Consider the following 26,774-nt stretch of genomic DNA (forward strand, 5'->3'; position numbering starts at 1 on the left):
TCAGCAAGGGCTTCCGGTCGATGGACATTTTTTTCAGCGCTGCCAGCCTGACCGCCCTGCTCCAGGTCATCGCCATCGACCTCGTGCTGGCCGGCGACAATGCGATCGTCATCGGCCTTGCCGCTGCCGGCCTGCCGGCTGACCAACGCAAGAAGGCGATCCTCATCGGCGTGATTGCGGCAACGGTGCTGCGCATCGGTTTTGCCGCAATTACCGTCAAGCTGCTGGCGATCGTCGGCCTGCTGCTGGCCGGCGGCATCCTGCTGCTGTGGGTCTGCTGGAAAATGTACCGCGAGCTGCGCACGTCACATGCCGATGAGCTGGAAGCGACCGAGGCGCTGTCGAATTCGGACCTCAACAGTGACCAGGCAGTCGCCGGCAAGTCGAAGCGCAAGACCCTTGGCCAGGCTGCCTTGCAGATTGTCGTCGCCGATGTGTCGATGTCGCTCGACAACGTGCTGGCGGTGGCTGGAGCGGCGCGTGATCATTTTCCGGTGCTGGTCATCGGCCTTGTGCTGTCGATCGCGCTCATGGGGCTGGCTGCGACCTTCATTGCCAAGCTGCTGCATCGCCACCGCTGGATCGCCTATGTCGGCCTGCTGATCATACTCTATGTCGCGCTGGATATGGTCTATCGTGGCGCGGTGGAGGTCTGGCCACATGTGAACAACGTGGTCGGCTGAAGCTGGCGGACATCCGCGTCTTCACTCCGTCGAAGCAAGACCGCCGTGCGTTTTGCCGCATCGCGGGCCTGCCCATACCAATGCCGCAATAAGTGTGGTACTGCGCCGGCAATCCTGAAAAGCCCGGAAACCCTCTATGTCCGCTCCCCGCGTGAGTTTTGTCAGTCTTGGATGCCCGAAGGCCCTCGTGGATTCGGAGCGCATCATCACGCGCCTGCGCGCCGAAGGTTACGAAATCGCACGCAAGCATGACGGCGCCGACCTCGTCGTCGTCAACACCTGCGGTTTTCTCGATTCCGCCCGCGACGAGTCGCTCAACGCCATCGGTTCCGCGCTTTCGGAAAACGGCCGAGTGATCGTCACCGGTTGTCTGGGCGCCGAGCCGGACGTCATTCGCGAAAAGCACCCCAATGTGCTGGCGATCACCGGGCCGCAGGCCTATGAGAGCGTGATGGCCGCGGTGCATGAGGCCGCACCGCCGTCGCACGATCCCTATATCGATCTCCTGCCGCCGCAGGGTGTCAAGCTGACGCCGCGTCACTACGCCTATCTCAAGATTTCCGAAGGCTGCAACAACCGCTGCACCTTCTGCATCATTCCCGCACTGCGTGGCGACCTCGTCTCGCGGCCGGCGGCAGATGTGCTGCGTGAGGCTGAGAAACTGGCCAAGGCTGGCGTCAAGGAACTTCTGGTCATCTCGCAGGACACCAGCGCCTACGGCATCGACATCAAGTACCAGACGTCGACGTTCGGCGACCGTGAAGTGCGCGCAAAATTCCTCGATCTTTCGGAGGAACTGGGCAAGCTCGGCATCTGGGTGCGCATGCACTATGTCTACCCCTACCCGCATGTCGCCGACGTCATCCCGCTGATGGCGGAGGGCAAGATCCTCCCCTACCTGGATATCCCGTTCCAGCATGCCTCGCCGCGGGTGCTGAAAAACATGCGCCGGCCCGCGCATGGCGAAAAGACGCTCGAGCGCATTCGCGGCTGGCGCGAGGTCTGTCCGGATCTGGCCATCCGCTCGACCTTCATCGTCGGCTTCCCCGGCGAGACGGATGACGATTTCGAGATGCTGCTCGACTGGCTCGATGAAGCCAAGATCGACCGCGCCGGCTGCTTCAAATACGAGCCGGTCCGCGGCGCCCGCTCCAACGATCTCGGTCTCGAACAGGTCCCGCAGGAAATCAAGGAGGCGCGCTGGCACCGCTTCATGCAGCGTCAGCAGAAGATTTCGGCGACACAGCTGGCCAGAAAAGTCGGCAAGCGCCTCCCGGTGCTGATCGACGAGGCGCATGGCACATCGGCAAAGGGCCGCACCAAATACGACGCGCCCGAGATCGATGGCTCGGTGCACATCCAGTCGCGTCGTCCGCTGCGCCAAGGCGATATCGTCACCGTCAAGATCGACCGTGCCGACGCCTATGACCTCTATGGTTCGGCGGTCTGACGCCTCGTTCCGCGTAAATTTACTACATCTGGCGATAATCTAGGCCTCTTAACCCGCTCAGCTGCGATCCGCTCTATGGTTTGCCGACCGTAGATGCGGGAAATGCGGATGAACACCAGACCTGCGGAACAAAATTACATTGCGACGCTGGACCTGCTCAGGCTGGTCGCGGCGATGGCTGTCGTGTTCTTCCACTATTTCTTTCGCGGCGCGGCTGCCGAGGGCATTCTGGCTGAGGGTTATCCGCTTGCGGCACCGTTCGCCCTCTACGGCTATCTCGGCGTCAATCTGTTCTTCCTGATCAGCGGTTTCGTCATTGCCTGGTCGGCGGAAAACCGCAGTTGGGACCAGTTTGCGGTCGCGCGGTTCGTTCGCCTCTATCCGGGCTTCCTGCTCTGCATGACGATCACCTTCGCGATTGTCTTCCTTGCCGGGTCGCCGCTGCTTTCGGCCTCTTTCGTTCAGTATGCCGCCAATCTGTCGATGTTCGCGCCGGCGTTCGGCCAGCCCTTCATGGACGGCGTCTACTGGTCGATCGTTCTTGAGCTGGTGTTCTACGGCTGGGTGACGCTGGCGCTGCTCACCGGGCTGTTTCAGAGACGCAAGCTGGAGCTGATCTTGATCTGGCTGGCGATCTCGGCCTTGAACGAGTTCTTCATCGGCAGCGGCGCCGCCAGGCTGCTGTTCATCACCGAGTTTGGACCGTTCTTCGCCGCCGGCGTGCTGGTCCACCACCTGCATGCGCATGGCCGTTCACTGCCTGCAATGCTGCTGCTTGCCGCGGCGTTCCTGATCTCCTGCGGCACGCTGTCGGTGACGCAGCACTGGATGCTTGGCCACTACGGCATTGCCGTTTCGTCGGCCAATCTCGTCATCGCCAACGTCGTCATGCACGCGGCCTTGATCGGTGCGGTGCTGCTGCGCGGCCGTATCAGGGCATCGGGGCTCACCCTGGCGCTGGGCGGGCTGACCTATCCGCTCTATTTGCTGCACCAGGACATCGGCTATCTCGTCATCAATGCGGCAACGCCCCTTATCGGCAAATGGTTTGCCGCCTTTGGCTGCGGCGCACTTATGCTTTTCGTTTCGTGGGCAATCTGGCGCGCCTGCGAACGACCCGCACAGCGGTTGCTGAGGATTTGGCTCGGCCGCGCGGTCGATGCTGGCCTGGCACGGTTTCGTCGCGTCTCAGCCGGAGCGCAGCCCGCCGAATGAAAAAGGGCGCCTCGCGGCGCCCTCCTCATTTCGATCTCTTGTGCTGCCTACTGCGGCAGCTTGTCGTCGACACCCTTCACATAAAAATTCATGCCGAGCAGCGTGCCGTCATCGGCGACTTCGCCATCCTTCAGCCACGGCGTGCCGTCCTGCTTGGCGATCGGCCCGGTGAAGGGGTTCCAGCCGCCGGCGATCTTCTTCTCGGTGGCCTCCGCCATCGCCTTCACGTCGTCGGGCATGTTGGTGTAGGGGGCGAGCTTGACCGCGCCGTCCTTGATGCCAAGCCAGACATTGTCCGGCTTCCAGGTGCCGTCGAGGGCTGCCTGGACCCGGCTGATGTAATAGGGACCCCATTCGTCGGTGAGCGAGGTCAGCTGCGCGTTCGGCGCGAACTTGATCATGTCGGAGGACTGGCCGAAGCCGTGCAGCTTGCGCTCCTCGGCCACCTGCAGGGCAGCGGTCGAATCGGTGTGCTGGACGATAATGTCGGCACCCTGGTCGAACAGCGCCTTGGCGGCGTCGGCTTCCTTGCCCGGATCGAACCAGGAATTCACCCAGACGATCTTGGCCTTGAAGTTCGGGTTGATCGACTGCGCGCCGAGCATGAAGGAGTTGATGCCCATCACCACTTCCGGGATCGGGAAGGAAACGATGTAGCCGGCAACGCCTGCCTTCGATTCCTTGGCGGCGATCTGGCCGAGCACATAACGGCCTTCATAGAAACGCGCATTGTAGATGCCGAGATTGTCAGATGTCTTGTAGCCGGTGGCGTGCTCGAACATCACCTTCGGGAATTTCTTGGCGACCTTCACTTCCGGGTCCATGAAGCCGAAGGAGGTGCCGAAAATGATCTTGCAGCCTTCGCGTGCCAGGCGCTCGAAAGCGCGGTCGGCGTCGGGGCCTTCCGAGACGTTTTCAAGATAGGCGGTTTCGACCTTGTCGCCGAGCGCCTTCTCCACTTCGAGACGGCCCTGGTCGTGCTGGTAGGAATAGCCGAAATCGCCGATCGGGCCGGTGTAGACCCAGCAGGCCTTCAGCTTGTCCGCGGCCTCGGCCGTCGCTGCCAGCGACATGGCGGCGGTCGTGGTCATCAGGGCAATAAGCAGTTTTTTCATCGTGTTACCTCTCTGAGTTAGCCTTGGAGCTTCCCGTTTGTTTTTGTTGTCAACGATCCGGAACGAATGGCTGCCCCAAGGAAGCCGGCGTGTTCATCATCGTCAGACGCTTGTTGCGCGAGATTAGAACGAGAACCACGACGGTTGCCAGATAGGGCAGCGAAGAAAGGAACTGTGAGGGCACTGGAATGCCAAAAGCCTGTGCATGAAGCTGGCCGATCCACACCGCGCCGAAGATGTAGGCGCCGGCCAGCACCCGCCATGGCCGCCAGGAGGCGAACACCACCAGCGCCAGCGCGATCCAGCCGCGGCCGGCGCTCATGTTCTCCACCCATTGCGGCGTGTAGACCAGCGAGAGATGGCCGCCGGCGAGACCGGCACAGGCGCCGCCGAAGATGACCGCGAAGTATCGGTAGCGGATGACCTTGATGCCAAGCGCATGCGCCGAGGTGTGGCTGTCGCCGATCGAACGCAGCGTCAGCCCGGTGCGGGTCTTGAACAGGAACCACATGACGGCGGCGGTCAGCGCGATCGAAATGTAGAAGATCGGATCCTGGCCAAACAGCAGCCTGCCGACCACAGGGATTTCCGTCAAGCCGGGAATGTCGAGGTTGGGCAGCCTTTCGCCGGGCTGGCCGACGAAGCTGGTGCCCATCATGCCGGACAAACCGAGACCGAGCAGCGTCAGCGACAGGCCGGTCGCCACCTGATTGGTGGCCAGCGACAGCGTCATGACGGCAAACAGCAGCGAGAACACCGCGCCCATGGCAATGGCCGCCAAAAGGCCGATCCAGGGCGATCCGGTGAGATAGGTTGCGCCGAAGCCGCCGACGGCGCCCATGATCATCATGCCTTCGACGCCGAGATTGAGTACGCCGGAGCGCTCGACCACCAGCTCACCGATTGCCGCGATCAGCAGCGGCGTTGCCGCGGTGGCGATGGTCAGAAGGATGTTTACGGTGATGTCCATCAACGGGCTTCCTTCAGCTTCGGTGCGGCTTCGAGTTTGGCCACGCCTTCTGGTTTGGTCAGCGCCAGGCCGACCAGACGTATGCGGTAGTGGATGAGCGTGTCGCAGCCGAGCACGAAGAACAAAAGCATGCCCTGGAACACCCGCGCCACCTTGTCGGAGATGCCGAGCGCGCTCTGCACTGCTTCGCCGCCGAGATAGGTCAGTGCCAGCACCAGTCCGGCGGCAACGATGCCAAGCGGGTTGAGACGGCCGAGGAACGCCACGATGATGGCGGTGAAGCCGTAGCCGGGCGAAATGACGGGCTGCAGCTGGCCGATGGCGCCCGAGACCTCCGAGATGCCGGCAAGTCCCGCCAGCGCACCCGACAGCAGGAAGGCAAAGAACACCATCCGGTTGAGGCCGAAGCCGGCGAAGCGTCCTGCCCGCGGGCTCGAGCCCAGCACGCGCACCTCGAAACCTTTCAGCATGCGGCTCATCAGGATCCAGACCAGCACCGCGGCGACCAGCGCGAAGACAAAACCCCAGTTTGCCCGTCCGGCATCCGGCATCAGTTCCGGCAACACGGCCGAATCGTTGAACTGGATGGTCTGCGGGAAGCCATGGCCCTGCGGATCGCGCCAGGGGCCGCGCACCAGCCAGTCAAGGAAAAGTTGCGCGACATAGACCAGCATCAGGCTGGTCAGGATCTCGTTGGTGCCGAAGCGCGTCTTGAGCAGAGCCGGGATCGCCGCATAGGCCGCACCTCCGACCATGCCAAGCAACAGCATCAACGGCAGCACCAGCGGGCCTTCGAACTGCGGAAACAGTACTGGAAGCATCGAGCCAACGATGCCGCCGAGGATGAACTGGCCTTCGGCGCCGATGTTCCAGATGTTGGCCTTGTAGCAAACCGACAGGCCGACGGCAATCAGGATGAGCGGCGCGGCCTTGATCGCCAGCTCATGCAACTGCCAGATTTGGCTGATCGGCTCGATGAAATAGATGTTGAACGCAGTCAGCGGATTGACGCCGAGCAGCGCGAACATGACGGCCCCGGCAATGATGGTCAGCGCGAAGGCGATGAACGGCGACAGGGCCGAAAACAGCATGGAGCGCTGCGGGCGTTTGACGAGTTCGAGGCGCATCATGCCGTCTCCAACGTGTGTTCGGCGTGACCGGGTTCGGCGCCACCCATCAGCAAGCCGACCTTCTCGAAGGTCGCCTCGGCGATCGGCATCGGCTTCGACAACTCGCCATTGTGCATGACGGCGATCGCATCCGAGATCTCGAACAGCTCGTCGAGATCCTGGCTGATCACCAGCACCGCCGATCCGCTGCGCGACAACTCGATCAAGGCCTGGCGGATGTGGGCGGCAGCGCCCGCATCGACGCCCCAGGTCGGCTGGTTCACCACCATGACGCTTGGCCGGCGGTCGAGTTCGCGGCCGACGATGAATTTCTGCAGATTGCCGCCCGAAAGAGCCGCGGCCTCCGGATCCGGCGCGCTCTTGCGCACGTCCATCGCCTCGATGATGCGTTGGGACGCGGCCTGGATGGCGGCGCTCTTGACCATTCCGCCGGAACCGACGAACGCCTTGCCGTCGGTGGCATGGCGCGACAGCAGCAGGTTTTCGGAAAGCTTCATGCGCGGTGCGGCACCGTGGCCGAGGCGCTCCTCCGGCACGAAGGCAGCGCCCAGCAGGCGCCGTCCGGTGATGGTGAGGCTTCCCGAATCCTTGCCGCGAATGCGCACCGAGGCGGCATCCTGCTGCAGCACTTCGCCTGAAACGGATTCGAAGAACTCGCCCTGACCATTGCCGGCGACGCCGGCGATGCCGATCACCTCGCCGGCGCGGACGTTCAGGTTGATGCCCTTGAGCGGGATCGAGAACGGCGTTGCCGGTTGGCGGCTGAGGTTGCGGATTTCGAGCAGCGGCTGCGCCTTGTCGATGCCCTCGACCGGCGCGCGCACCACGGCCTGCACCTCGTTGCCGACCATCATTCGCGCCAGCGAAGAGGCTGTTTCCTCACGCGGATTGCAATGGCCGACCACCTTGCCGTGGCGCAGCACGGTGGCGCGGTCGCAGATGCGTTTGACCTCTTCGAGCCGGTGCGAGATGTAGAGGATGGATTTGCCTTCCGAGCGCAGGCGCTCCAGCGTCTCGAACAGCTTGTCGGCTTCCTGCGGCGTCAACACCGAGGTCGGTTCGTCCAGGATGATGAGCTGCGGCGTCTGCAGCAGGCAGCGGATGATTTCGATGCGCTGGCGCTCGCCCACCGACAGGTCGCCGACCAGCGATTCAGGATCGAGCGGCAGGCCATAGCTGAAGGAAAGCGCCCTCGCCTTCGCAGCGATGCTGCTGATCGGCGAGCCGTCGTCCAGCGACAGCGCGATGTTTTCGGCCGCGGTCAGCGCCTCGAACAGCGAAAAATGCTGGAACACCATGCCGATGCCGAGCTTTTTCGCGACGCCCGGGCTGGAAATCCTGACGGCCTGACCGTTCCAGAAGATCTCGCCGGCATTGGGCTCCAGCGAGCCGAACAGCATCTTGACCAGCGTCGACTTGCCGGCGCCGTTTTCGCCGAGCAAGGCGTGGATCTCACCCCTGGCGATGTCGAGATCGATATGATCGCACGCCGTCAGCGTGCCGAATATCTTGGTGAGGCCACGCACCTCAAGCAGGTTCGTGCCGTCCTGATTTGCACTCACAGTGCCTCCCATCTGGTTAGCCAGACATGTTCTGTGTTCCCGCAGGCATGGTAGGCGCGGCCGGCTCTCATCGGAAAGCGGCACACGTCTTGAAAGAGCTTCAAGAATTTCAGCGGAAATTCAAGGGATAGCAAGGCAGAACGAACTAAGGGATGAGAATGGTCGTCCCTGTGGTCCTGCGGCCCTCGAGGTCGGAATGCGCCTTGCCGGCGTCCTTCAGCGCGTAGCGCTGGTTGATCTGGATCTCGACCGCGCCGCTGAGCACGACCTCGAACAGGGCGGCAGCAGAAGCGTCGAGGTCCTCGCGTTTTGCGTTGTAGACGAACAGTGTCGGCCTTGTTGCGAACAACGAGCCCTTCTGTGCCAGCAACGACATGCTGAACGGCGGTATAGGTCCCGAGGACTGGCCAAAGCTGACGAACATGCCAAGCGGCCGCAGGCAGTCGAGCGAAGCCGGAAACGTGTCGTTGCCGACCGAATCGTAGACGACATCGCATTTCTTGCCGCCGGTGATGGCGGCGACGCCGGCGACGAAATCCTGTTCCTTGTAGTTGATGACGTGATCGAAACCATGCGCCCTGGCGAGCTCGATCTTGTCGGACGAGCTGGCGGTGCCGATGACGGTGGCGCCGAGATGTTTTGCCCATTGGCCGAGGATCAGGCCGACGCCGCCTGCAGCGGCATGGAACAGGATCGTGTCGCCGGCCTTCACCTTGAACGTCCGCCGCAGCAGATATTCCGCGGTCATGCCCTTCAGCATCATCGCTGCGGCCTGTTCGTCGCTGATGCCATCCGGAACCTTGACCACGCGGCTGGCATCGATGACGCGTTCTTGCGCGTAAGCCCCCGTCGTCACGGCATAGGCGATGCGATCGCCCGGATTCAGCCAGTCGACGCCATGGCCGACCTCCAGCACCACGCCGGCGGCTTCGCTGCCTGGCACGAGCGGGAAGCCGCCGGGTGGCGGATAGAGACCGGAGCGATGGTAGACATCGATGAAATTGAGGCCGATCGCGGTGTGCCGGACCAGGATCTGCCCGGATCCCGGCTGGCCGGGATCAGCGTCCTCATAGGTCAGAACTTCCGGGCCGCCATTGGCATGAATGCGGATCGCTTTGGACATTGCTAGGCTTCCTGTGGGCTAGGCTTGTGGGGCCAGGCTCCCTGTGGGAGTGGCCGATCAGGCCTTTTTGGCACCGAGATTGGGAAAGAACTGCATGATGCCACCGATGCAGGCAAGATAAAGCCCGGTGATGGTGATGCCGATCTTGGTGAAGGTGCTGACCTGCTCGCCCAGCACGCCGATCTGATCGTAGAAGGCGGCGAGCGCCGCTTGGGCCAGGGCAAGCGCGCCGAAAGCGCACCACAATAGGGTCATCCCAAGGTTGATGCGCCGCAGCCGCACCACCCGCACCGGGTGGATGAAGTTGATCGGCACGAAAGTCAGGACGCCGGCCACCACCACCACCGCGAACGAAACCCATTGTCCGGGCTCGATGACGAACAGGGTGAACACCACCATGTTCCAGACCACCGGGAATCCCTTGAAGAAATTCTCCTTCGTCTTCATGCCGGTGTCGGCATAGTAGATGGCGCTGGAAACGACGATGATCGCCGCCGACAGGAATGACAGGCCCTCGCCCATGAAGCCGCGCTGATAGAGCGCGAAGGCCGGGATCAGCACGTAGGTCACGTAGTCGATGATGTTGTCGAGCAGTTCGCCCGACCATGTCGGCAGGATCTCCTTGACCTCGAGTTTTCTGGCGATCGGCCCATCGATGCCGTCGACGAACAGGGCCAGCCCGAGCCACCAGAACATTGCGGTCCAGCGCTCTTCACTTGCCGCCACGAGCGACAGGAAGGCCAGGAACGACCCCGAGGCGGTCAAAAGGTGGACGGAGAACGCCCTCGCCTGCGGCCAGGTGACCTTCTTCTTCGGGCGCGGAATCCGGTCCGTGATCTTTTTGGCGGCTTTTCGTGCTGCCAAATTCCTGGCCGTTGTGTTCTTGCTCACGGGCCCCGCCAATCCAGCTTGCAGATTTCGGCCGAACGGCCGGCGAAATTCCAGTTGCGGCCAAAAGCCCGCATCTTGCTCTTGTCGGACCTGGCCACGATGATCTCGGGCGCGATCCAGTATTCCGAATTGCTGATCACCGTATCCTTGTCACGGTCCTTGCCTTGGATGGGTGTGACCGCTCCGTCGATAATCCTGGGTATCTGGAAGATACGCGTTTTGTCACGCGTCTCATAGGTGATCGGCACCTGCTCGACACCGAGGAATTTGCCGACGAGGATTGAGAGCAGCGATGTGGTTCCACCTGCCTTGCCCGTGAAGATCTTTGTCAGCGCCTTGACCGCATAGACAGAGGCGCGGCTGTCGATGAACAGGCCCGCGGTCCAGTTGCCGCGGCTCATATAGCCTGGGATTTCCATGATCAGCCCAAGATTGAGCCCGGACAGATCGACCTCACCGAAATGGCCGGCATCGATGCGAAACCCGGCCCATGTCTGGCAATAGCCTTCGGTCGGCGGATGATTGCCAAGCGAGAGCACGCAAGGGCAAAAAACCGTGCAATTGCAGGAGAGTACGAGCTCTCCCTTCATCGCCCAGCTCTGGTCTGCCATCGATTTTCCCCCACTCACAGCGAGACTACTAGCAGCGCGGCTGCCCAGACAAGCAGTATCGCACCGGCCAGCCGGGTTGGAACCCTGCTGGCCGTTTGTTTTTCGATCAGGGTGAACAGGCCGATCAACGCCATCCAGAAAACGTTCATGACGCCAACGGCGAACATCACCAGCATCAAGGCCCAGCAGCAGCCCAGACACCACAGACCTTGCGCGACACCGAGCCGAAAGATGTTAAGGGGCCTTGCGCTCCAGCTCGCGAAAAGGATCGAGAACGGGTTCCTGCATTTCTTCAGGCAAGCTTCCTTCAGGCCGCTGAACTGGTAGAGGCCGGCAATCAGCAGAGCGAGCGCACCGGCAATGCCGATGACCGGATCGAGCATCCCGGCTGACGAAGCGAATGCATGGACGGCCAAGGTCAGCGCCGCGAACGCAATTGAAGCGGCGAGCCAGACGCTGAGATAGCCGGCGACCAGCAGCAGCGGGTGAACGACCGGTTCGCCCTTGATGCGTGCCGTGTCAGCGATCTCGCAATAGGTGCGTATCATCGGCGCCGCCGAAGGCAGCATCGTCGCGATCGCCATCAGGAACCACATCGAAACGAGCGCGCCGGCCCGCAAGCCGAGACCTGCGTCCAAAGGCACCGGTGAGAGGCACAGCACAAAGAACCGTTCCAGGAAATAGGGCAGCGGCAGTTGCGGCAGGCTGCGAAGGATCGTGTCGCCAGGGGCGCCGACGCCCGCAATCCCTGTTTCAGCCCCGCGGATTGCCATCGCCGCAAGAGACAGCCATGCAAGCAGGATGCAAGCGCCGACAACGACGTTTACCGTGACCCGGGGATTGCGCGCGATGCCGGCCATGGCGCGGCCGGCGCGGTCGAGATGGCTGAAGTCGTCCTGCTGGCCGGTCATGACATCCGAATGGGCCGAATCGCCGCGTTGATCAAGCGGCATGATCTGACCTATATGCTGATCGAACGGCAGGTCGGGTGGACCGCCTCGCATTGCAAGCCGGAAGCCGATCTTGGAGCATCAGCAAACTGCGCGGATACTGGTTGCCGGCACGGGGCCGGCAGGGCTGATCGCGGCACTGGGTTTTGCCGCCGAAGGTTTCCCGGTGACACTGGTCGGGCCGGAGGCCACCGCCCCCGATGGTCGCACGACGGCCCTGATGAACCCTGCCTTGAAAGTGCTCGACCGGCTCGGCGTGCTCGAAGCCGTCGTATCCAAGGCAGCGCCTTTGAAGGTGATGCGCATCGTCGATGCCACCAGCCGGCTGATCCGCAGCCCGGTCGTCACCTTCCGCGCCAGCGAGATCGACGAGGATGAATTCGGGCTGAATCTTCCCAACAGCGTCCTCACCCCGGCACTCGCCAGCGCCGTTGCCGCGCATGCCGGCATCGACTGGCTAAGGTCGATGGTGGCGAACTGGCATCTCGATGCCGAGCATGTCCGTGCCGGCCTCGCCGACGGCAGCTCGGTTGACGCATCGCTGGCGGTCGCCGCTGACGGACGCTTGTCACCGGCGCGCCAGGCGGCCGGCATCTCGACCTCGACCCGGTCCTACCCGCAGGCAGCTCTCGTCCTCAATTTCGGCCATAGCGGCGATCACGCCTTCACCTCGACGGAATTCCACACCGAGACCGGTCCGTTCACGCAGGTCCCGCTGCCCGGCAATCGCTCCAGCCTGGTCTGGGTGGTCAAGCCCGAGACCGCGACCGAGCTCGCCGCGCTGGACGATGCGACACTTTCTCAGCGGGTCGAACAGCAGATGCAGTCGATGCTGGGCCGGGTGGCTGTCGAGCCGGGCCGGCAGATCTACCCGCTATCGGCGGTGACGCCGCTGCGTTTCGCAAGGGATCGGGTGGCGCTGGTCGGCGAAGCCGCCCATGTGTTTCCGCCGATTGGTGCGCAAGGCCTCAACCTCGGCATCAGAGACATCGACGATCTAATTGGAATCGCTTGTGAAAATCGATCCGATCCGGGCGCAGCCAAGGCGCTTGCAGCCTACGATTTCAAGCGCCGCCCTGACATTCTGGCGCGCAGCAGCGCGGTCAACCTGCTCAATATGTCGCTGCTTTCCGACATGCTGCCGGCGCAGATGGCCCGCGTTGCCGGGCTCGGCGTGCTCGGAGGCTTCGCGCCGCTTCGGGCTTTTTTCATGCGCGAGGGGCTTCGTCCCGGCAGCGGTTTTGCCGCGCTTGCCGGCGGGTTAGGGAAACAGGTCCGGCGCTAGGATATTGTGCCGGATCAGGTAGAGCAGCCCGGTGACGGTCACCACCGACAGGCAGGTTGTGATCAGCACACTGGCCGACGCGCGCTGTACCCAGACGCCATACTGCTGGGCGATGACGAAGACGTTGGTTGCGGTGGGCAATGCCGCCAGAAGCACCGCCGAGAAGACCCATGTCTCAGAAAAATCGCCGATCCAGCTCAGCACGACATAGCAGAGCAACGGGTGCAGGATCAGTTTCAGCGCCGCAATCGGAACCATCTCATGCGGGACGCGATTGAGCGGCCTGAGCGCCAGCGTGACGCCCATGGCAAACAGCGCGCAGGGTGCGGCCGCCCGGGAAAGATATTCCAGAAATCGCTCCACCGGCACGGGCGGTCGAAAGCCGATATAGGCGGCGCCGACACCCAGGGCGGTTGCGATGATGAACGGGTGCAGCACGATCTTGCGCACCACACCCAGCGCAAGCCGGAGAGGAGTGGTCTTCTCGTCGCCCGACAGCGCCATCATCATGGGCGCGATGGCGAAATGCATGATGTTCTCGAAACAGAAGATCAAGGCGACCGGCACAGCCGCCTCCTCGCCGAAGGCCAGCAATGCCAGGCCCGGTCCCATATAGCCGATATTGCCATAGGCGGCCGCGAGCGCCTTGATGGTCGATTGCGCTATCTCGCCGCGCGAGGTCAGGACCGACCCCATGAACATCAAGGAAAATATCATGAAGGTCGAGACGACCGAGCCGAAGATGAAGCGCCATTCCGTCAGGTCTTCGAACGGCGTCTTGGCAAGCAGTTGGAAGAAAAGTGCCGGCAGCGCGACATAGACGATGAACGTGTTCATCCAGCCGAGCGCCTCCAGCGGCTGCCTGGTGATGCGCGCCACCAGAAACCCGACAAAAATCAAGCCGAAGAACGGAAGAACAAGACCGATGACGTCAGACATTTTTATGCTGGTCCGAAACCCTGGCGCCGGGCTAGCCCGTTGCTTAATAGGGCGTCAAGCGCCTCGGGATTGAATTGATGCGCGGTCTGCGCCAAATAAGCTCAAGGAATTCAGTGGTGAGTACGATGAAAACAGCCAAATTCGCAATCGGACAGGTGGTTCGCCACCGGCTGTTTCCATTCAGGGGCATCATTTTCGATGTCGATCCGCAATTCGCCAACACCGACGAATGGTACGAAGCCATCCCCGCCGACGTGCGGCCGCGCAAGGATCAGCCTTTCTATCATCTGCTCGCCGAGAATTCGGAGACCGAATACATCGCCTACGTCTCCGAGCAGAATCTGCTTGAGGATCAGTCGGGTGAGCCGGTCCGGCATCCGCAGATCAAAGAGATGTTCGACAAGAGGCCGGACGGCGGCTACCAGCCGAAACGGCAGTCCACGCATTAGCCTACTGGAAGACAATCACAAAAAAAGCGGGGCATGAACCCCGCTTTTTTGTTGGCTCGGCGATATCGGCCGATCAGTTGGCGGTCTTCGCCTTGTCCTGCTCTTCCTTGAGCTTCTTGGCGAAATCCTGGTTGTTCTTGGCGACGAAGTCCTGAAGCTTCTTCTGCCTGTCCTCGATGTCCGACTGCTGCAGCGCCGGGCCGTCATAGGCGCCGCTGAAGCCCTGCAGGGCGATCTTGATCGGATTGGGCTGGTTCTGGAAATTGACGGAAGTCAGCGTGATCGCCTGGCCTTTCTTGAATGCCGCGACGAGCTGATCGGTCAGCGGCACTTCGGCCACGCAACGATCCGGGAAGCAGATCACATAGTCGAGCTTCTGCGCCTTGCCGGTGTCGATCTGCAGGCCGATGCCGGGAGGCACCAGACGGCCGGTCGGAACCGTCACCTGGAACACCTTGCGGTTCACCTTGCCCTTGAGCTCGATCAGGCTGACGCCGGTGACCAGCTGGCCATTGCCGGCAGTGGTGATGTTCTGGACGTTGCAGATGTCGACGTCTTCCTGCTTGGTGCAGGCCTTGAACCAGCCTTGCGGAATCTGCTGCTGCTGCTGTGCGGAAGCGGCGGGAAGTCCTGCGCCGAGAAAGCCGACCACGCCAGCGGCCATGACCGACAGGCGGTACGCGTTGCTGTTCAGGCTCGTCATGTCGTGCACTTCCTCTCAAATGATCCCGGGACCGGCTTCTTCGTGCCGTGTGGTCCAGCTACCTGTTGCCGAAATGAGGCAACAGAATGACTTCGGAGGGCGTGTTACACTGCAAGCGAGGCCGAATCCAGCCCGGCGCCTGCGATTCTTGGCCGTGCGATTTGGGCCGTGCGATTTGGGCTGATGTATCTGGCCGGAGCGCGGTGGCGCCATGCTAGGGTGCAGTCCGAATCATCAAGCCGCCCAGTAAGGAGACGGTCATGGGCCGCGTTCTTGTTTGGCTGATCACCGCGATATCGTTTCTCGCCCTTTCGCATCAGCCGGCCGCATCGGAGCCGAAGCACGCCATCGCCATGCAGGGCGAGCCGGCGCTGCCGCCCGACTATACGCATTTCAACTACGTCAATCCCGACGCGCCGAAGGGTGGCTCGATCACCTATTGCGTCGTCGGCAGCTTCGACAATCTCAACCCTTTCATCCTGAAGAGCCTGCGCACCACGGCGCGCGGCATGATGGATACGATCTTCGGCAATCTGGTCTTCGAGCCGTTGATGCAGCGCAATGCCGACGAGGCTTTCACGCTCTACGGTTTGTTGGCCGACAGCGCCGACATGGATCCGGAGCGCAAGAGCATCGAGTTCCATCTCAATCCGAGGGCCAAATGGTCGGACGGTCAGCCGGTGACGCCGGAGGACGTGCTGTTCAGTTATGATGTCTACACCGACAAAGGCCGCCCGCCTTACAGCGACCGCATGGCCAGGGTCGCCAAGCTCGAAAAGACCGGCGACTACAGCGTGCGCTTCACCTTCAACGACAAGGCCGATCGCGAATTCCCGCTGATCATCGCGCTGACCCCGATCATCCCGAAGCACGCCTTCGACAAGGAGACTTTCGACAGGACGACGCTCAAGCCGGTGATCGGCAGCGGTCCGTATACGATCGCGCAGGTGCAGCCAGGCCAGCGCATCGTCTTCAAGCGCAACCCGGACTATTGGGGCAAGGATGTCCCCGCCAAGCGCGGTTTCGACAATTACGACCAGATCACCATCGAGTATTTCCTCAACGCCAACGCCAAGCTCGAAGCGTTCAAGAAAGGCCTCTGCGCCATCGATGACGACAGCGATCCGGTGAAGCGCGAGCGCGATCTCGATTTTCCGGCCTTCCACAAGGGCGACGTGATCGCCGAAACCTTCGACACCGGCATTCCGCCGGTGGTGACCGGTTTCCTGTTCAACACGCGGTTGCCGAAATTCGCCAACCCGGTCGTGCGGCGCGCGCTCGGCATGCTCTACGACTTCGAATGGGCCAACAAGAACCTGTTCGGCGGCAAATACACGCGCACGATGAGTTACTGGCAGAATTCCGAGCTTTCCGCGCTCGGCCATCCGGCCGACGACAGGGAGAAAGCGCTTCTGGCGCCCTACCCCGGCCGCGTGCCGGCCGATGTCATGGACGGCACATGGCGGCCGCCGGTGACCGACGGATCGGGCCAGGATCGGCGCGTCTTGAAGGCAGCTTTCGATCTGCTGAAAAGTGTCGGCTACCACGTGCAGAATGGAACGATGCTTGATCCCGAAGGCAAACCCTTCGGCTTTGAGATCCTGACCGCTTCGCAGGACGAGGAGCGCCTTGCCGGCATCTATCAGCGCACGCTGGAGAAGATCGGCATCAATCTCACCATTCGCAGCCTCGACGGCGATCAGATCCAGTCGCGCAAGCAGCGCTTCGATTTCGAGGTCTTGGTCGGATCGAGCGGCTTCAACAATTCGTTGTCACCCGGCATCGAGCAGAGCGGGCGCTGGAGTTCGACTGCCGCCCGGACGGAAGGCTCGTTCAATCTCGCCGGCGTCGCCGACCCGGCTGTGGACGCGACAATCGAGGCGATGCTGCGCGCCCGTTCCAAGGAGGATTATGTTGCCGCCGTTCGCGTTCTCGACCGGCTGCTGATCTCCGGCAACTACATGGTGCCGATGCAGTACAACACGCAGCAATGGATCGCCTACTGGAACTACCTGGAACATCCGCAAAAGACGCCCATATTCGGGTATCAACTGCCAACATGGTGGCGCAAACCCAACTGAGGGATCAGGAGATCGAGATGAGCGAATTGAACGCCATCACCGTCGATGTGGTGTCCGATGTCGTCTGCCCCTGGTGCTTCATCGGCCAGAAGCGGCTCGACAGGGCAATCGCGGCCGTCGGCGATGTCGACGTGCATGTCCGCTGGCGGCCGTTCCAGCTCGATCCGACCATTCCGCCCGAAGGCAAGGACCGGCGCGAATACATGCTGGCAAAATTCGGCAGCGACGAGCGCATCCGCGAAATTCACGCCCGCATCGAGCCGCTGGGCGAAGCGGAAGACATTTCCTTTGCCTTCGACGCCATCAAGGTGGCGCCGAACACGCTGGATGCGCACCGGCTGATCCGCTGGGCAGGGGCCGCCGGCGAAGCCATTCAGAACAGGCTTGTACGGCGGCTGTTCCAGCTGAATTTCGAGGAAGCCGCCAACATTGGCGATCATGCCGTGCTGGTCGAGGCGGCGCGCGAGGCCGGCATGGATGCGTCCGTGGTCGCCTCGCTTTTGCCGACCGAGGCCGATGTCGAGGCGGTGCGCACCGAGATCGCCACCGCGTCGCGCATGGGCATTTCTGGTGTGCCGTGCTTCCTGCTCGAGGACAAATACGCCGTCATGGGCGCGCAGGATGCCGATACGCTGGCCGATGCCATTCGCCAGGTTGCGACCGCCAAGGCGCGCGGCGAACTGGACAAGGCCGGCTGAGGCCGGCCGCCCTCTCCTCACCGCGACGGCAGCAAACGTTACTTCACCGTCGCTTTGGCCTTGCTGATGAAAAATCCATGGCCGTTCGTGGCCGTGCAGGTCAGTCCCTTGGTTGACGACTGGCACGAGAACGGCCCGGCGCTCCAGCTGTTGCCGTAGCCAAGCTTGTCGACATCGCTGCAGCAGCCCTGCTCGCCTGGGTTCTTGATCAGCGTTGCTGGCCCCTTTGGACCCAGGATAATCGTAAGGTAGCTCGGCTCGACGCGCGAGCAGCTCAGCTCCGGGCCGCCATCCCTCGGCTCATAGGTGCCGGTGCCGCCTTTGGGCGTGTAGATGCAGCCGATGTTGCCGGACGGCGTGTTGAACTCGATCTGGCCCTCGGCGCTGGCCGGAATGCTTTGCTCGCCGGCATGCGCCAAAGGTACAAAGGCAAAGAGGGACAGGATTGCGGCCGCGCGTGCAAGCATTGGGAGCTTCCTTGTTGAAGAACCGGACATGCATGAGTGTCGCCGATGCCGGGCAAGGTTCAATCCCAGGCGGATGAATTCCCTCAGCCGATCCGACAAGACGGAACGCGCCGCTCGATCGATTCTCCCGTCGATTCCTGCCCCCGGCAAGGACGACCACGGCATTCCTGGCGAGTCATGAACCGCAAATTTTCGAGCTCTCTGAGCCGTCCGCAGTGAGAAAACCGATCGCTCGACACGATTTCGAGTTCACGAAACCGTGTGAAAGCCTTCCCTAAGGGAAGCCGCATCAGCGTCACGACTCGATAGATCAAGCGATTGAAATTAAAAGCAATATCTGGCTTTTTGCCAACCGTTGTCGCTATATTTCAGCATGTAATCTGTTGCCTCACGGCAACGGCTGCCGGGGCAATCCGGTCGGCCAGGTTTTAAATTAATGGAAAATGATCAATTGGTGTTACCATCCGTAACAAAAGAAAAAAGGTTTGGGCGGGATAGTGATTCGGGTCGGTAGACCATCGCAAGAGTCAGTACCGGAAAAAACATCTCGCGATGCCGCAGGGCGATCGCTTCTGACGCCGGTGTCGTCGATGCGCAGCTTCTGGGGCCTGATGCGGGCCTACTGGGTTTCCGACCGCTGGAAGGAAGCCTGGACGCTGACGCTGGTGATCGCGCTGCTCACGGCGTTGTCCAGCAAGGCCGGTGTCTGGTTCGCCGAAGCCTCGGGCGAACTGGTCAATTCCATCGCCTTCTTCCATGACGCCGCCAACACCACGCCGCTTCGCTCGCTTTTGGTCAATGCCGGCGTCCTCGTGCTGCTGGTCGTACTCAAGGACGCTGGCTTCACCGGCATCCGCAACCTTGTCTCGGCGACGTTGCACCGCAAATGGCGCGGTTGGCTGGACAGCCGCTTCAATGAAGCGCTGCTGGACGGCAATCATACGCATTTCCATGCCCAGCACGCGTCGACCGGCAGCGGCGCACCGGCCCCCGACAACATCGACCAGCGCGTCCAGGAATCCATCAAGGACATGACCGGTGGCGCCATCGGGCTCGCCATGGGCGTGCTTGGCGTTGCCACATCGCTCTATTTCGTCGGCCAGAAGCTGCTCGAAAACTCCGTCGAGGTGAAGGGGCTGGAATTCCTCGGCAGCTATGGCAGCGCCATCCTCGCCTTCCTGGCCGTCGCCACCTACGTGCCGCTGAACACTTGGATCGCGGTCAAGCTCGGCGGCCTGCTCGAGCGCCTCAACGTCAGGATGCAGCAGGCCGAGGGCAGCTATCGCGGCGAGCTGACGACATTCCTGCGGCGGTCCTTCCACGTCGCGGCGTCTCAGGGCGAAGGCGTGCAAAGGACCATGCATGGCCGGCTTTATGTCGACATCGACGGCACCTGGACGCGGCTGAACATCGTCAACACCGTCTACATGTCGTTCGAGCTGATCTACAATTTCATCGGTGCCCGCATTGTCGCCTACGGACCGGGCCTGGTGCCGTTCATCCATAACGGTCTCGACCTCAAGGGCTACATAACCGGCTCCGAACTGGTCAATTCGCTGATCGGCCAGTGTTCGTGGTTCATCCACGTCATGCCCGCCATCGCCACGTTGCGCGCCAACAGCCAGCGTGTCACCGAGCTGGCCAATGCGATCGAGAATGTCCAGCATCCGCAGGAATTCTACAGCCAGACCGGCCGCTCCGACTTCCACTATGCCAGCCAGAACCCGGTTTTCGGCCTGACCATCCAGAAGCTCGAACTGGCGCATCAGGGCGAGGACGCGACGCCCTTTCTCAGCGCCGCCAATCTGCGCTTCCGGCGCGGCGAATGGACTTTCCTGAAAGGCGAGTCCGGTTGCGGCAAGACCTCGCTGATCAAGGCGATCAACGGCCTGTGGCCCTATGGCCGCGGCACCATCGTCTTCCCCGAGGGCGTCAAGAGTTTCTATGCCGCCCAGGAGGTCAAGCTGCAGCCTGTGTCGCTGAAACAGTTGGTCTGCCTGCCGGGCTCCGAGCACGACCATGGCGATGCGCAGGTGGCGTCGGCGCTGCACAAGGCGGGGCTCGGCGACTTTATCGAGCACATGGCCGGCGAAAGCCGCGAAGGCAAAAGCTGGGACCAGGTTCTGTCGGGCGGCCAGAAACAGAAGCTGGTGGTGGCCCGCATCGTGCTGCAGCAGCCGGGATTGCTGTTCCTCGACGAGGCGACCGGCGCGCTCGACCCCGATGGCAAGGTCGCCTTCCACCAGGCCATCAAGGACAACTGCCCCGATGTCACGGTGATCTCCGTCATGCACGAGGCGGTGGCGCCGAGGTCGATGACGGGCAGCGAGTTCTATCACAGCATCGTCGCGATCGCCGACGGCGTCGCCACCAAGAAGCCGCTGGTTCCGACCCTGCCCGCCGAACTCACCACCATTCTGGTGCAGCCAAGGCCGGTCGAGGACAAGTGGCTGCGCTTCTCGCGCCGGCTGAAGCAGAAATAACGGTTATTCCGCCCTGGTCTGCCTGGTCGAACGGCGGCCGGTGATCACAGTCTCGCGATCTTGCCCGCTCGTCGGCATTTTCCCTCCTCACCGCGATTGACACGGCAAGGCGCGCTCCTATGTTGCGCCCGCTTGCAGATAGTAAAAATGCGAACCCGCAAGCGGAAAGGTCACCGCGCCATGCCTGGCGACAGTCACAGTCGAACGCAACAGCCGTCCGCCCTGACGTGACCTCACATGGTTCATGTCCTGCCGGACGGCAAGGAGTGAGCCATGAACGAATTTACCACGGTGGCAAGCGACGAGGCCGTCGCGATTGCCCGTATCCTAGCCAACGATCACGTCGCCGACATTGTCGAGGCCCTGAACAGGGAGCCTCGAGAGACCGCGACGGAACTGCTCTGTGAAGTGACGTTCGAACGTCTGGTCGAGATCTTCGATCAGCCGGAACTCGACGGCGCGTCGGAACTCATGGAGGCGCTGCCGCGCGCCAAGGCGGGCAAGCTGCTCACCGCCATGTCGGTCGACCGTGCCGCCGACATTTTGCGCGAGCTCGACGAGCCGGCGCGTTCCGAGCTGCTCGGCGGACTTGCGCCGCCGCTGCGCGCAACGCTGCTCTCCATCCTCGGCTATCCCGAAGGCAGTGCCGCATCGATCATGACGACGGAGTTCGTCAGCGTGCCCTCGGACTGGAGCGTCGGGCAAACGCTCGACTACATCCGCAAGGTGGAGCGGACGCGCGAGACCGTCTATGCGATCTATATCGTCGATCCGCAAACGCACCTGCTTGTGCGCTCGACGGGCCTGCGCCGGCTGATCACCGGTGAGCCGGACGATTCGATCATGACGGTGGCGCCGGATCATCTTCCGGTGACGGTCGGCCCGCTGACCGATCGCGAAACGCTGGCGCAGACGATCTCCAAATACGATCTGCTCGCCGTTCCGGTCGTCGACCATGGCAAGATCCTCGGCATCGTCACCATCGACGACATCATCGACACGATGATCGCGGAGACGACCGAGGACGTGCACCGTTTCGGCGGCATGGAGGCGCTGGACGAGCCGTACATGAAGATGAGCTTCCTCGCCATGATCAGGAAACGCGGCGGCTGGCTGTGCGCGCTGTTCATCTCGGAGATGCTGACGGCCAACGCCATGCAGAGCTATGAGGGCGAGCTGGAGAAGGCGATCGTGCTGACGCTGTTCATCCCGCTGATCATGAGCTCCGGCGGCAATTCCGGCTCGCAGGCGACCTCGCTGGTCATCCGCGCGCTGGCCTTGCGCGAGATCGGCCTTGGCGACTGGTGGCGGGTGGCGCTGCGCGAGCTACCCACCGGCCTGGTGCTGGGCGCCATGCTCGGTGTGGTCGGCGTCTGCCGCATCGCGCTCTGGCAGTATATGGGCTTCTACGACTATGGCCCGCACTGGCCGCTGATCGCCACCACGGTGGGTGCTGCACTGGTCGGCATCGTCACCTTCGGTTCGCTGTCGGGGTCGATGCTGCCGTTCGCCTTGAAGCGCATCGGCTTCGACCCGGCCAGCGCATCGGCGCCGTTCGTTGCCACGCTGGTCGATGTCACCGGGCTGGTGATCTATTTCTCGGTGGCGCTGGTGATCCTGCGCGGCACGCTTCTGTAGCAACCATCTCCGCCGTGGCATGACCTTGCCGCGGCGGAGTTCCTCAACCAGGATTTGCCGTCAATCGACCCGCTCGCCGTCCTTCACGCGATAGGTCGGCTTGTACATGGTGACCAGTTCTTCCGCCGCTGTCGGATGCACGGCCATCGTACGGTCGAAATCGTCCTTGGTCAGGCCGGCCTTCAGCGGGATGCCGAGAAGCTGCGCCATCTCGCCGGCGTCCGGCCCCAATATGTGGGCGCCAAGCACTTTCTTCGACGCGCCATCGACCACCAGCTTTATCAGCATCTTCTCGTCGCGCCCGGACAGGGTGTGCCGCATCGGCCGGAATGTGGCGCGGTAGATCTCGATGTCGGAAAAGCGTTTGACGGCGTCGTCCTCCGACAGGCCGACAGTGCCGATCTCGGGCTGTGAAAAGACGGCGGTCGCGATCGTCTCGTGATCGGGAGCGGTCGGATTTCCCTTGAAGGCGGTTTCGATGAAGCACATCGCCTCATGGATCGCCACCGGCGTCAGCTGCACGCGGTTGGTGACGTCGCCGATTGCCCAGATGTTGTCGACATTGGTGCGGGAATATTGGTCGACGGCGATGGCGCCGGTCTTGGTCATCTCCAGTCCGATGCCTTCCAGGCCCATATTCTCGGTGTTGGGAATGCGGCCGATGGCCAGCATCACCTGGTCGACGGTCAGCACCTCGCCACCGCTGACCAGCGCGTCGAGCCGGCCGTCCGGCCGCTTGCGGATCCATTCGGACACGGAATGGCAAAGGATCCTTATCCCCTTCTTTTCCATGGTTTCGTGCAGCATGCGCCGCAGGTCCATGTCGAACCGGCTGAGGATCTCCTTGCCGCGATAGACCAGCGTCGTGTCGACGCCGAGACCATGAAAAATGTTGGCGAACTCGACGGCGATGTAACCGCCGCCCTCGATCATGATCGCCCTGGGCAATTCCTTGAGGTCGAAAGCCTCGTTGGAAAAGATGCAATGTTCGTGGCCGGGCAGCGCCGGATGCGCCGCCGGGCGGCCGCCGGTGGCAATCAGGATCTGGTCTGCTGTGACGGTGCGATCCTCACCCAGGAGATGCACGACATGCGGATCGACGATCATGGCGCGCGAGTGGAAGGTCTCGCCGCCGGCGCCCTCGACGTTCCTGACGTAGATCGCCTCCAGCCGGCTGATCTCGCGATCCTTGTTGGCGACCAGCGTCTGCCAGTCGAAACTGGCTTCCGGCACCGTCCAGCCATAGCCGGCGGCGTCGGCGAAGTGCTCGGGAAATTGCGAGGCATAGACGTAGAGCTTTTTCGGTACGCAGCCGCGGATGACGCAGGTGCCGCCATAGCGGTATTCCTCGGCGATGCCGACACGCTTGCCGAGAGCCGCGGCGACGCGGGCCGCCCTCACCCCGCCCGAACCGCCGCCGATGACGAAAAGATCGTAGTCGTAACCAGCCATGACGCGGCTCCCAGGCTTCAGAAATGTGTCAGACAGGTAGGCCGCAAAACGGCAAAAGAAAAGCCCGGACAGGCCGGGCTTTCGCAGTAGGCCGCAAGGCCATTTGAAAATGCGGGTCAGTTGTTGTCCGCGGGGGCCGCACCGTCGGCGGGCGCTGCGCCATCGGCCGGAGCGGCGGCTCCGTCGGCGGGCGCGGCAGGTGCTGCCTGCGCCTTTGCCTTGGCGGCTGCGGCCAGCGTTTCGCCGACCTGCTGGGCGAGATCGCGGCCGAGGCCGTTCTGCCAGATGTCGGCTGCCTTGACCAATTCGCGGGTTACCGTCGGGCCGCTATCGAGCAGCTTCTTGCCCGAATCGGAATTGTAGAAGGCGGCGATGTCGGTCAGTTCCTTTTCGGAGAACACTTTCGCGTAGGCGAGTGCTGCTTCCTTCTCGAGGTCGGCGCGGCGCGAGGCCAGCGCCAGAGCCTTCTCGTTGATGGTCTTGCCGATCAGTTCCTGCATGTCCGGGTTCTTCTGGATCAGCTGCGATTCGAGCGCCGCGGCTGCCTGCGGCAGGATGTTGTCGAACGGGTCGGTCGCGTGGATCGCAGCGACCGCCGCGCGGGCGGCCTTCAGGTGCGCTTCCGTGACATCCTGCGAAAACGCCGGCGACGAGAAGGCGAAAACGGCCGAGGCCGCCAGAAGGACGGAAAGGCTGCGAACCCGGTTATGCAACGTCATGATCGGTAGAACTCCCTGGTTTTCGGGCGGCATGGACGGTTTGGATACCGTCGCCGCCGGCGATGATGGCCGCTGAAGCCAGCCCGATGAAAAGACCATGCTCGACCACGCCCGGAATGGCGTGGAGAGCATTCGAAAGCGCTCTTGTATCCGGAATGCGGCCAAAAGATGCATCGAGGATAAAATGGCCGCCGTCTGTAACAAAAGCCTGCCCGCCCGTCATCCTCAATGTGACCGGTCCGGAAAGACCGAGCTTTTCAGCCGCCGCGGCAACCGCGATTTCAGTGGCGCGCAGGCCGAACGGATTGACTTCGATCGGTAGGGGAAAACGGCCGAGCGTCTCGACCATCTTGGAGCGGTCGGCGATGACGATCATGCGCTGGGACGCCGCGGCGACGATCTTCTCGCGCAGCAGCGCGCCGCCGCCGCCCTTGACCAGGGTCAGTTCCGGGTCGACTTCGTCGGCACCGTCGACGGTGAGATCCAGCTCTGGCGTTTCCTCCAGCGTCGACAGCGGCACGCCAAGCTCGCGGCACAGCAACGCGGTGCGCTCCGAAGTCGGCACGCCGATGATCGCCATGCCGGTTGCAACCTTTTCGGCAAGCAGCCGCACGAACTCCTCGGCCGTGGTGCCGGTGCCGATGCCAAGTCGCATGCCGTCGCTTACATGGGCGAGTGCTGCCCGCGCGGCTTCGACCTTCAACTGCCTTGCATCCATGTCGGTTATTGCCCCGGAAATTCGCTGTCGGGCTCGTAGCATTTTTGCCGGTCCGGTCAAAGCCCCAGGCGGCGGGTCCCCAGGTGATCCGGCGTAGGAATTATTTCCTTGACCGGTGAGTGCAGCTATGCTACATTTTTGCCCATGGTGCTGATTTGCGCCAACAGCCCGCCGTCGAGGCGGGTTTTTTAATAGCGGCGTCCAGCCGCGAATGCCCGGCCTGATAAGCAGGCCCCGCCTGAACGAGCCGGCCCAGCGCTTGCCTCGACGCGCCGCAGCCGCTATCGCCTGCCCATTGCACACCTGCCCAGGACAGACCATGACCCGACCGATCATCGTGTTCGACCTCGACGGTACGCTGATCGACACAGCACCGGACCTGCTCGACAGCCTGAACCACAGCCTGGCCGCCAGCGAGATCGCGGCGGTCGACGAAGCCGGCTTCAGGCGTTTTGTCGGTCACGGCGGCCGGGTGATGATCGAGCGGGCGCACGCCGCCCATCAGCGATCGCTTGCCGTCGAGGAGCACGACCGGCTGCTGAAACTTTTCCTCGACCACTACACGCTCAACATCCCCGGCAAGTCACGCCCCTACCCCGGTGTCGTCGAGGCGATCGCGCGCTTCGAGGAGGCCGGCTATACCCTCGCCATCTGCACCAACAAATACGAAGCCAACTCGCTGGCGCTGATCGAGGCGCTCGGCCTGACCAAACATTTCGCGGCGATCGCCGGCCAGGACACGTTCGCCTTCCGCAAACCCGACCCGCGCCATTTGATCGAGACCATAAAGCTGGCCGGCGGCGACCCTCACCGCGCGCTGATGGTCGGCGATTCGCAAACCGACATCGACACGGCGAAAGCCGCCGGCATTCCGGTGGTGGCGGTCGATTTCGGCTACACCGACCGCCATGTGCGCGAGTTCGAACCTTCGGCGGTGATCTCGCATTTCGACGCCCTGACGCTCGATCTGGCGCAAAGGCTGATTGCCGCTGCCGGAAACTGACCGGGAAGCGGCCGGCATCGCGTCGGAGGCAGGCGGAAACGGCCGCAAATCCGATCCGTGTCAGAACGCCGGACAGCGCCTTGACTTCCCGCACCCGCCTCCCTTATATCGCGGCTCGCTTGGCCTTCGGGCAACGAGCGGGCGATTAGCTCAGCGGGAGAGCACACCCTTCACACGGGTGGGGTCGCAGGTTCAATCCCTGCATCGCCCACCATCGGCCTTCCTGAACGCCGCACCCCAAAATGCCTAGCAACTACACCCCGCCCCTTGCCCGCCAAAAATTCTTCTGGGCGAATTCCACGCGCTGCTGTAGCTCGCATATCTCTGGAACGGGCAGACGTCGGAGCCGTTTCGGACCTTCATCTGTTCGCGATCCCAAAACGACACCCTCGATGCGGTCGTCGGCGCAAAAGACCGTATAGCGTTGTTCCGGCTCAGC

At 62.5% G+C, this 26,774-nt stretch carries 24 protein-coding genes and 1 tRNA gene; 11 read left to right on the forward strand and 14 right to left on the reverse strand.

Annotated features, from left to right (window positions below):
• Positions 1–20 precede the first annotated feature (20 nt).
• From LB519_RS19800 to LB519_RS19810, 3 genes are all read left to right on the forward strand, one after another.
• Positions 21–683 (forward strand): TerC family protein, encoded by a 663-nt coding sequence (locus tag LB519_RS19800; protein ID WP_013531644.1) that lies wholly within the window; start codon positions 21–23, stop codon positions 681–683.
• Positions 684–819: 136 nt separating this feature from the next.
• Positions 820–2,133 carry a 30S ribosomal protein S12 methylthiotransferase RimO gene (rimO, locus tag LB519_RS19805; protein ID WP_224620919.1) on the forward strand — a complete coding sequence of 438 codons (1,314 nt, stop codon included), beginning with the start codon at positions 820–822 and terminating at the stop codon, positions 2,131–2,133.
• A 108-nt stretch (positions 2,134–2,241) separates the two neighbouring features.
• A complete protein-coding gene (locus LB519_RS19810) occupies positions 2,242–3,348 on the forward strand; it encodes an acyltransferase family protein (protein WP_224620920.1) in 1,107 nt (368 codons plus the stop codon).
• 47 nt (positions 3,349–3,395) lie between these two features.
• On the opposite strand, the gene LB519_RS19815 is transcribed toward LB519_RS19810, so the two are convergent.
• The 8 genes from LB519_RS19815 to LB519_RS19850 form a co-directional block, all read right to left on the reverse strand.
• The gene (locus LB519_RS19815; protein WP_013531647.1) at positions 3,396–4,463 is read right to left on the reverse strand and encodes a BMP family ABC transporter substrate-binding protein; all 1,068 of its coding nucleotides are present in this window, start codon (positions 4,461–4,463) and stop codon (positions 3,396–3,398) included.
• Positions 4,464–4,512: 49 nt separating this feature from the next.
• Entirely contained in the window at positions 4,513–5,433 is a 921-nt protein-coding gene (locus LB519_RS19820) for an ABC transporter permease (protein WP_224620922.1), read from the reverse strand.
• Positions 5,433–6,563 (reverse strand): ABC transporter permease, encoded by a 1,131-nt coding sequence (locus LB519_RS19825; protein ID WP_013531649.1) that lies wholly within the window; start codon positions 6,561–6,563, stop codon positions 5,433–5,435. Before LB519_RS19825 ends, LB519_RS19820 begins: the two co-directional genes overlap by 1 nt.
• On the reverse strand, positions 6,560–8,137 hold the full coding sequence (locus LB519_RS19830; RefSeq protein ID WP_063168006.1) for an ABC transporter ATP-binding protein: 1,578 nt from the start codon (positions 8,135–8,137) through the stop codon (positions 6,560–6,562). The genes LB519_RS19825 and LB519_RS19830 overlap by 4 nt, the downstream gene beginning before the upstream one ends.
• Positions 8,138–8,270: 133 nt before the next feature.
• Complete coding sequence (locus LB519_RS19835; protein ID WP_013531651.1) at positions 8,271–9,248, reverse strand: quinone oxidoreductase family protein; 978 nt, start codon at positions 9,246–9,248, stop codon at positions 8,271–8,273.
• A gap of 57 nt (positions 9,249–9,305) precedes the next feature.
• Positions 9,306–10,112, reverse strand: coding sequence for a phosphatidylcholine synthase (gene pcsA, locus LB519_RS19840; RefSeq protein ID WP_024503276.1), 807 nt, complete (start codon positions 10,110–10,112; stop codon positions 9,306–9,308).
• Between the two features lie 23 nt (positions 10,113–10,135).
• Positions 10,136–10,750 carry a DUF1326 domain-containing protein gene (locus tag LB519_RS19845; RefSeq protein ID WP_013531653.1) on the reverse strand — a complete coding sequence of 205 codons (615 nt, stop codon included), beginning with the start codon at positions 10,748–10,750 and terminating at the stop codon, positions 10,136–10,138.
• Between the two features lie 14 nt (positions 10,751–10,764).
• Entirely contained in the window at positions 10,765–11,703 is a 939-nt protein-coding gene (locus LB519_RS19850; RefSeq protein ID WP_224620923.1) for a DUF2182 domain-containing protein, read from the reverse strand.
• A 70-nt stretch (positions 11,704–11,773) separates the two neighbouring features.
• Here LB519_RS19850 and LB519_RS19855 point away from each other — a divergent pair, with 70 nt between their 5' ends.
• The gene (locus tag LB519_RS19855) at positions 11,774–12,985 is read left to right on the forward strand and encodes a UbiH/UbiF family hydroxylase (RefSeq protein ID WP_224620924.1); all 1,212 of its coding nucleotides are present in this window, start codon (positions 11,774–11,776) and stop codon (positions 12,983–12,985) included.
• On the opposite strand, the gene LB519_RS19860 is transcribed toward LB519_RS19855, so the two are convergent.
• Positions 12,962–13,924 (reverse strand): AEC family transporter, encoded by a 963-nt coding sequence (locus LB519_RS19860; RefSeq protein ID WP_224620925.1) that lies wholly within the window; start codon positions 13,922–13,924, stop codon positions 12,962–12,964. The two genes, LB519_RS19855 and LB519_RS19860, sit on opposite strands and share 24 nt — an antisense overlap.
• A 125-nt stretch (positions 13,925–14,049) precedes the next feature.
• Between LB519_RS19860 and hspQ the strand changes: the two genes are divergently transcribed.
• Complete coding sequence (gene hspQ / locus LB519_RS19865) at positions 14,050–14,373, forward strand: heat shock protein HspQ (RefSeq protein WP_027161605.1); 324 nt, start codon at positions 14,050–14,052, stop codon at positions 14,371–14,373.
• Between the two features lie 73 nt (positions 14,374–14,446).
• Here the strand turns inward: hspQ and LB519_RS19870 are convergent, their stop codons facing one another.
• Complete coding sequence (locus LB519_RS19870; RefSeq protein ID WP_013531658.1) at positions 14,447–15,076, reverse strand: invasion associated locus B family protein; 630 nt, start codon at positions 15,074–15,076, stop codon at positions 14,447–14,449.
• Between the two features lie 260 nt (positions 15,077–15,336).
• Between LB519_RS19870 and LB519_RS19875 the strand changes: the two genes are divergently transcribed.
• Both LB519_RS19875 and LB519_RS19880 read left to right on the forward strand, forming a co-directional pair.
• Entirely contained in the window at positions 15,337–17,157 is a 1,821-nt protein-coding gene (locus tag LB519_RS19875; protein WP_224620926.1) for an extracellular solute-binding protein, read from the forward strand.
• 17 nt (positions 17,158–17,174) lie between these two features.
• A complete protein-coding gene (locus LB519_RS19880) occupies positions 17,175–17,855 on the forward strand; it encodes a DsbA family oxidoreductase (RefSeq protein WP_224620928.1) in 681 nt (226 codons plus the stop codon).
• A 38-nt stretch (positions 17,856–17,893) separates the two neighbouring features.
• Here the strand turns inward: LB519_RS19880 and LB519_RS19885 are convergent, their stop codons facing one another.
• The gene (locus LB519_RS19885; RefSeq protein WP_224620929.1) at positions 17,894–18,322 is read right to left on the reverse strand and encodes a hypothetical protein; all 429 of its coding nucleotides are present in this window, start codon (positions 18,320–18,322) and stop codon (positions 17,894–17,896) included.
• 590 nt (positions 18,323–18,912) lie between these two features.
• Here LB519_RS19885 and LB519_RS19890 point away from each other — a divergent pair.
• Positions 18,913–20,805 carry an ABC transporter ATP-binding protein/permease gene (locus LB519_RS19890; protein WP_224620930.1) on the forward strand — a complete coding sequence of 631 codons (1,893 nt, stop codon included), beginning with the start codon at positions 18,913–18,915 and terminating at the stop codon, positions 20,803–20,805.
• A 273-nt stretch (positions 20,806–21,078) separates the two neighbouring features.
• Positions 21,079–22,443, forward strand: a complete 1,365-nt coding sequence (gene mgtE / locus LB519_RS19895; RefSeq protein ID WP_064993196.1) for a magnesium transporter — start codon at positions 21,079–21,081, stop codon at positions 22,441–22,443.
• Positions 22,444–22,503: 60 nt separating this feature from the next.
• On the opposite strand, the gene gor is transcribed toward mgtE, so the two are convergent.
• The 3 genes from gor to rpiA form a co-directional block, all read right to left on the reverse strand.
• Positions 22,504–23,895: a glutathione-disulfide reductase gene (gor, locus tag LB519_RS19900; protein WP_063167999.1), complete on the reverse strand. Its 1,392-nt coding sequence runs from the start codon at positions 23,893–23,895 to the stop codon at positions 22,504–22,506.
• Between the two features lie 116 nt (positions 23,896–24,011).
• The gene (locus LB519_RS19905) at positions 24,012–24,614 is read right to left on the reverse strand and encodes a DUF2059 domain-containing protein (RefSeq protein ID WP_013531665.1); all 603 of its coding nucleotides are present in this window, start codon (positions 24,612–24,614) and stop codon (positions 24,012–24,014) included.
• The gene (rpiA, locus tag LB519_RS19910; protein WP_063172140.1) at positions 24,601–25,332 is read right to left on the reverse strand and encodes a ribose-5-phosphate isomerase RpiA; all 732 of its coding nucleotides are present in this window, start codon (positions 25,330–25,332) and stop codon (positions 24,601–24,603) included. The genes LB519_RS19905 and rpiA overlap by 14 nt, the downstream gene beginning before the upstream one ends.
• 319 nt (positions 25,333–25,651) lie before the next feature.
• Between rpiA and LB519_RS19915 the strand changes: the two genes are divergently transcribed.
• Together LB519_RS19915 and LB519_RS19920 are read left to right on the forward strand one after the other, a co-directional pair.
• Entirely contained in the window at positions 25,652–26,335 is a 684-nt protein-coding gene (locus tag LB519_RS19915; protein WP_063167998.1) for a phosphoglycolate phosphatase, read from the forward strand.
• Between the two features lie 139 nt (positions 26,336–26,474).
• A tRNA-Val gene (locus LB519_RS19920) sits at positions 26,475–26,549 on the forward strand.
• Positions 26,550–26,774: the final 225 nt, after the last annotated feature.

This window comes from Mesorhizobium sp. AD1-1 (assembly GCF_020164655.1).
Classification (GTDB): Bacteria; Pseudomonadota; Alphaproteobacteria; order Rhizobiales; family Rhizobiaceae; genus Mesorhizobium; species Mesorhizobium ciceri.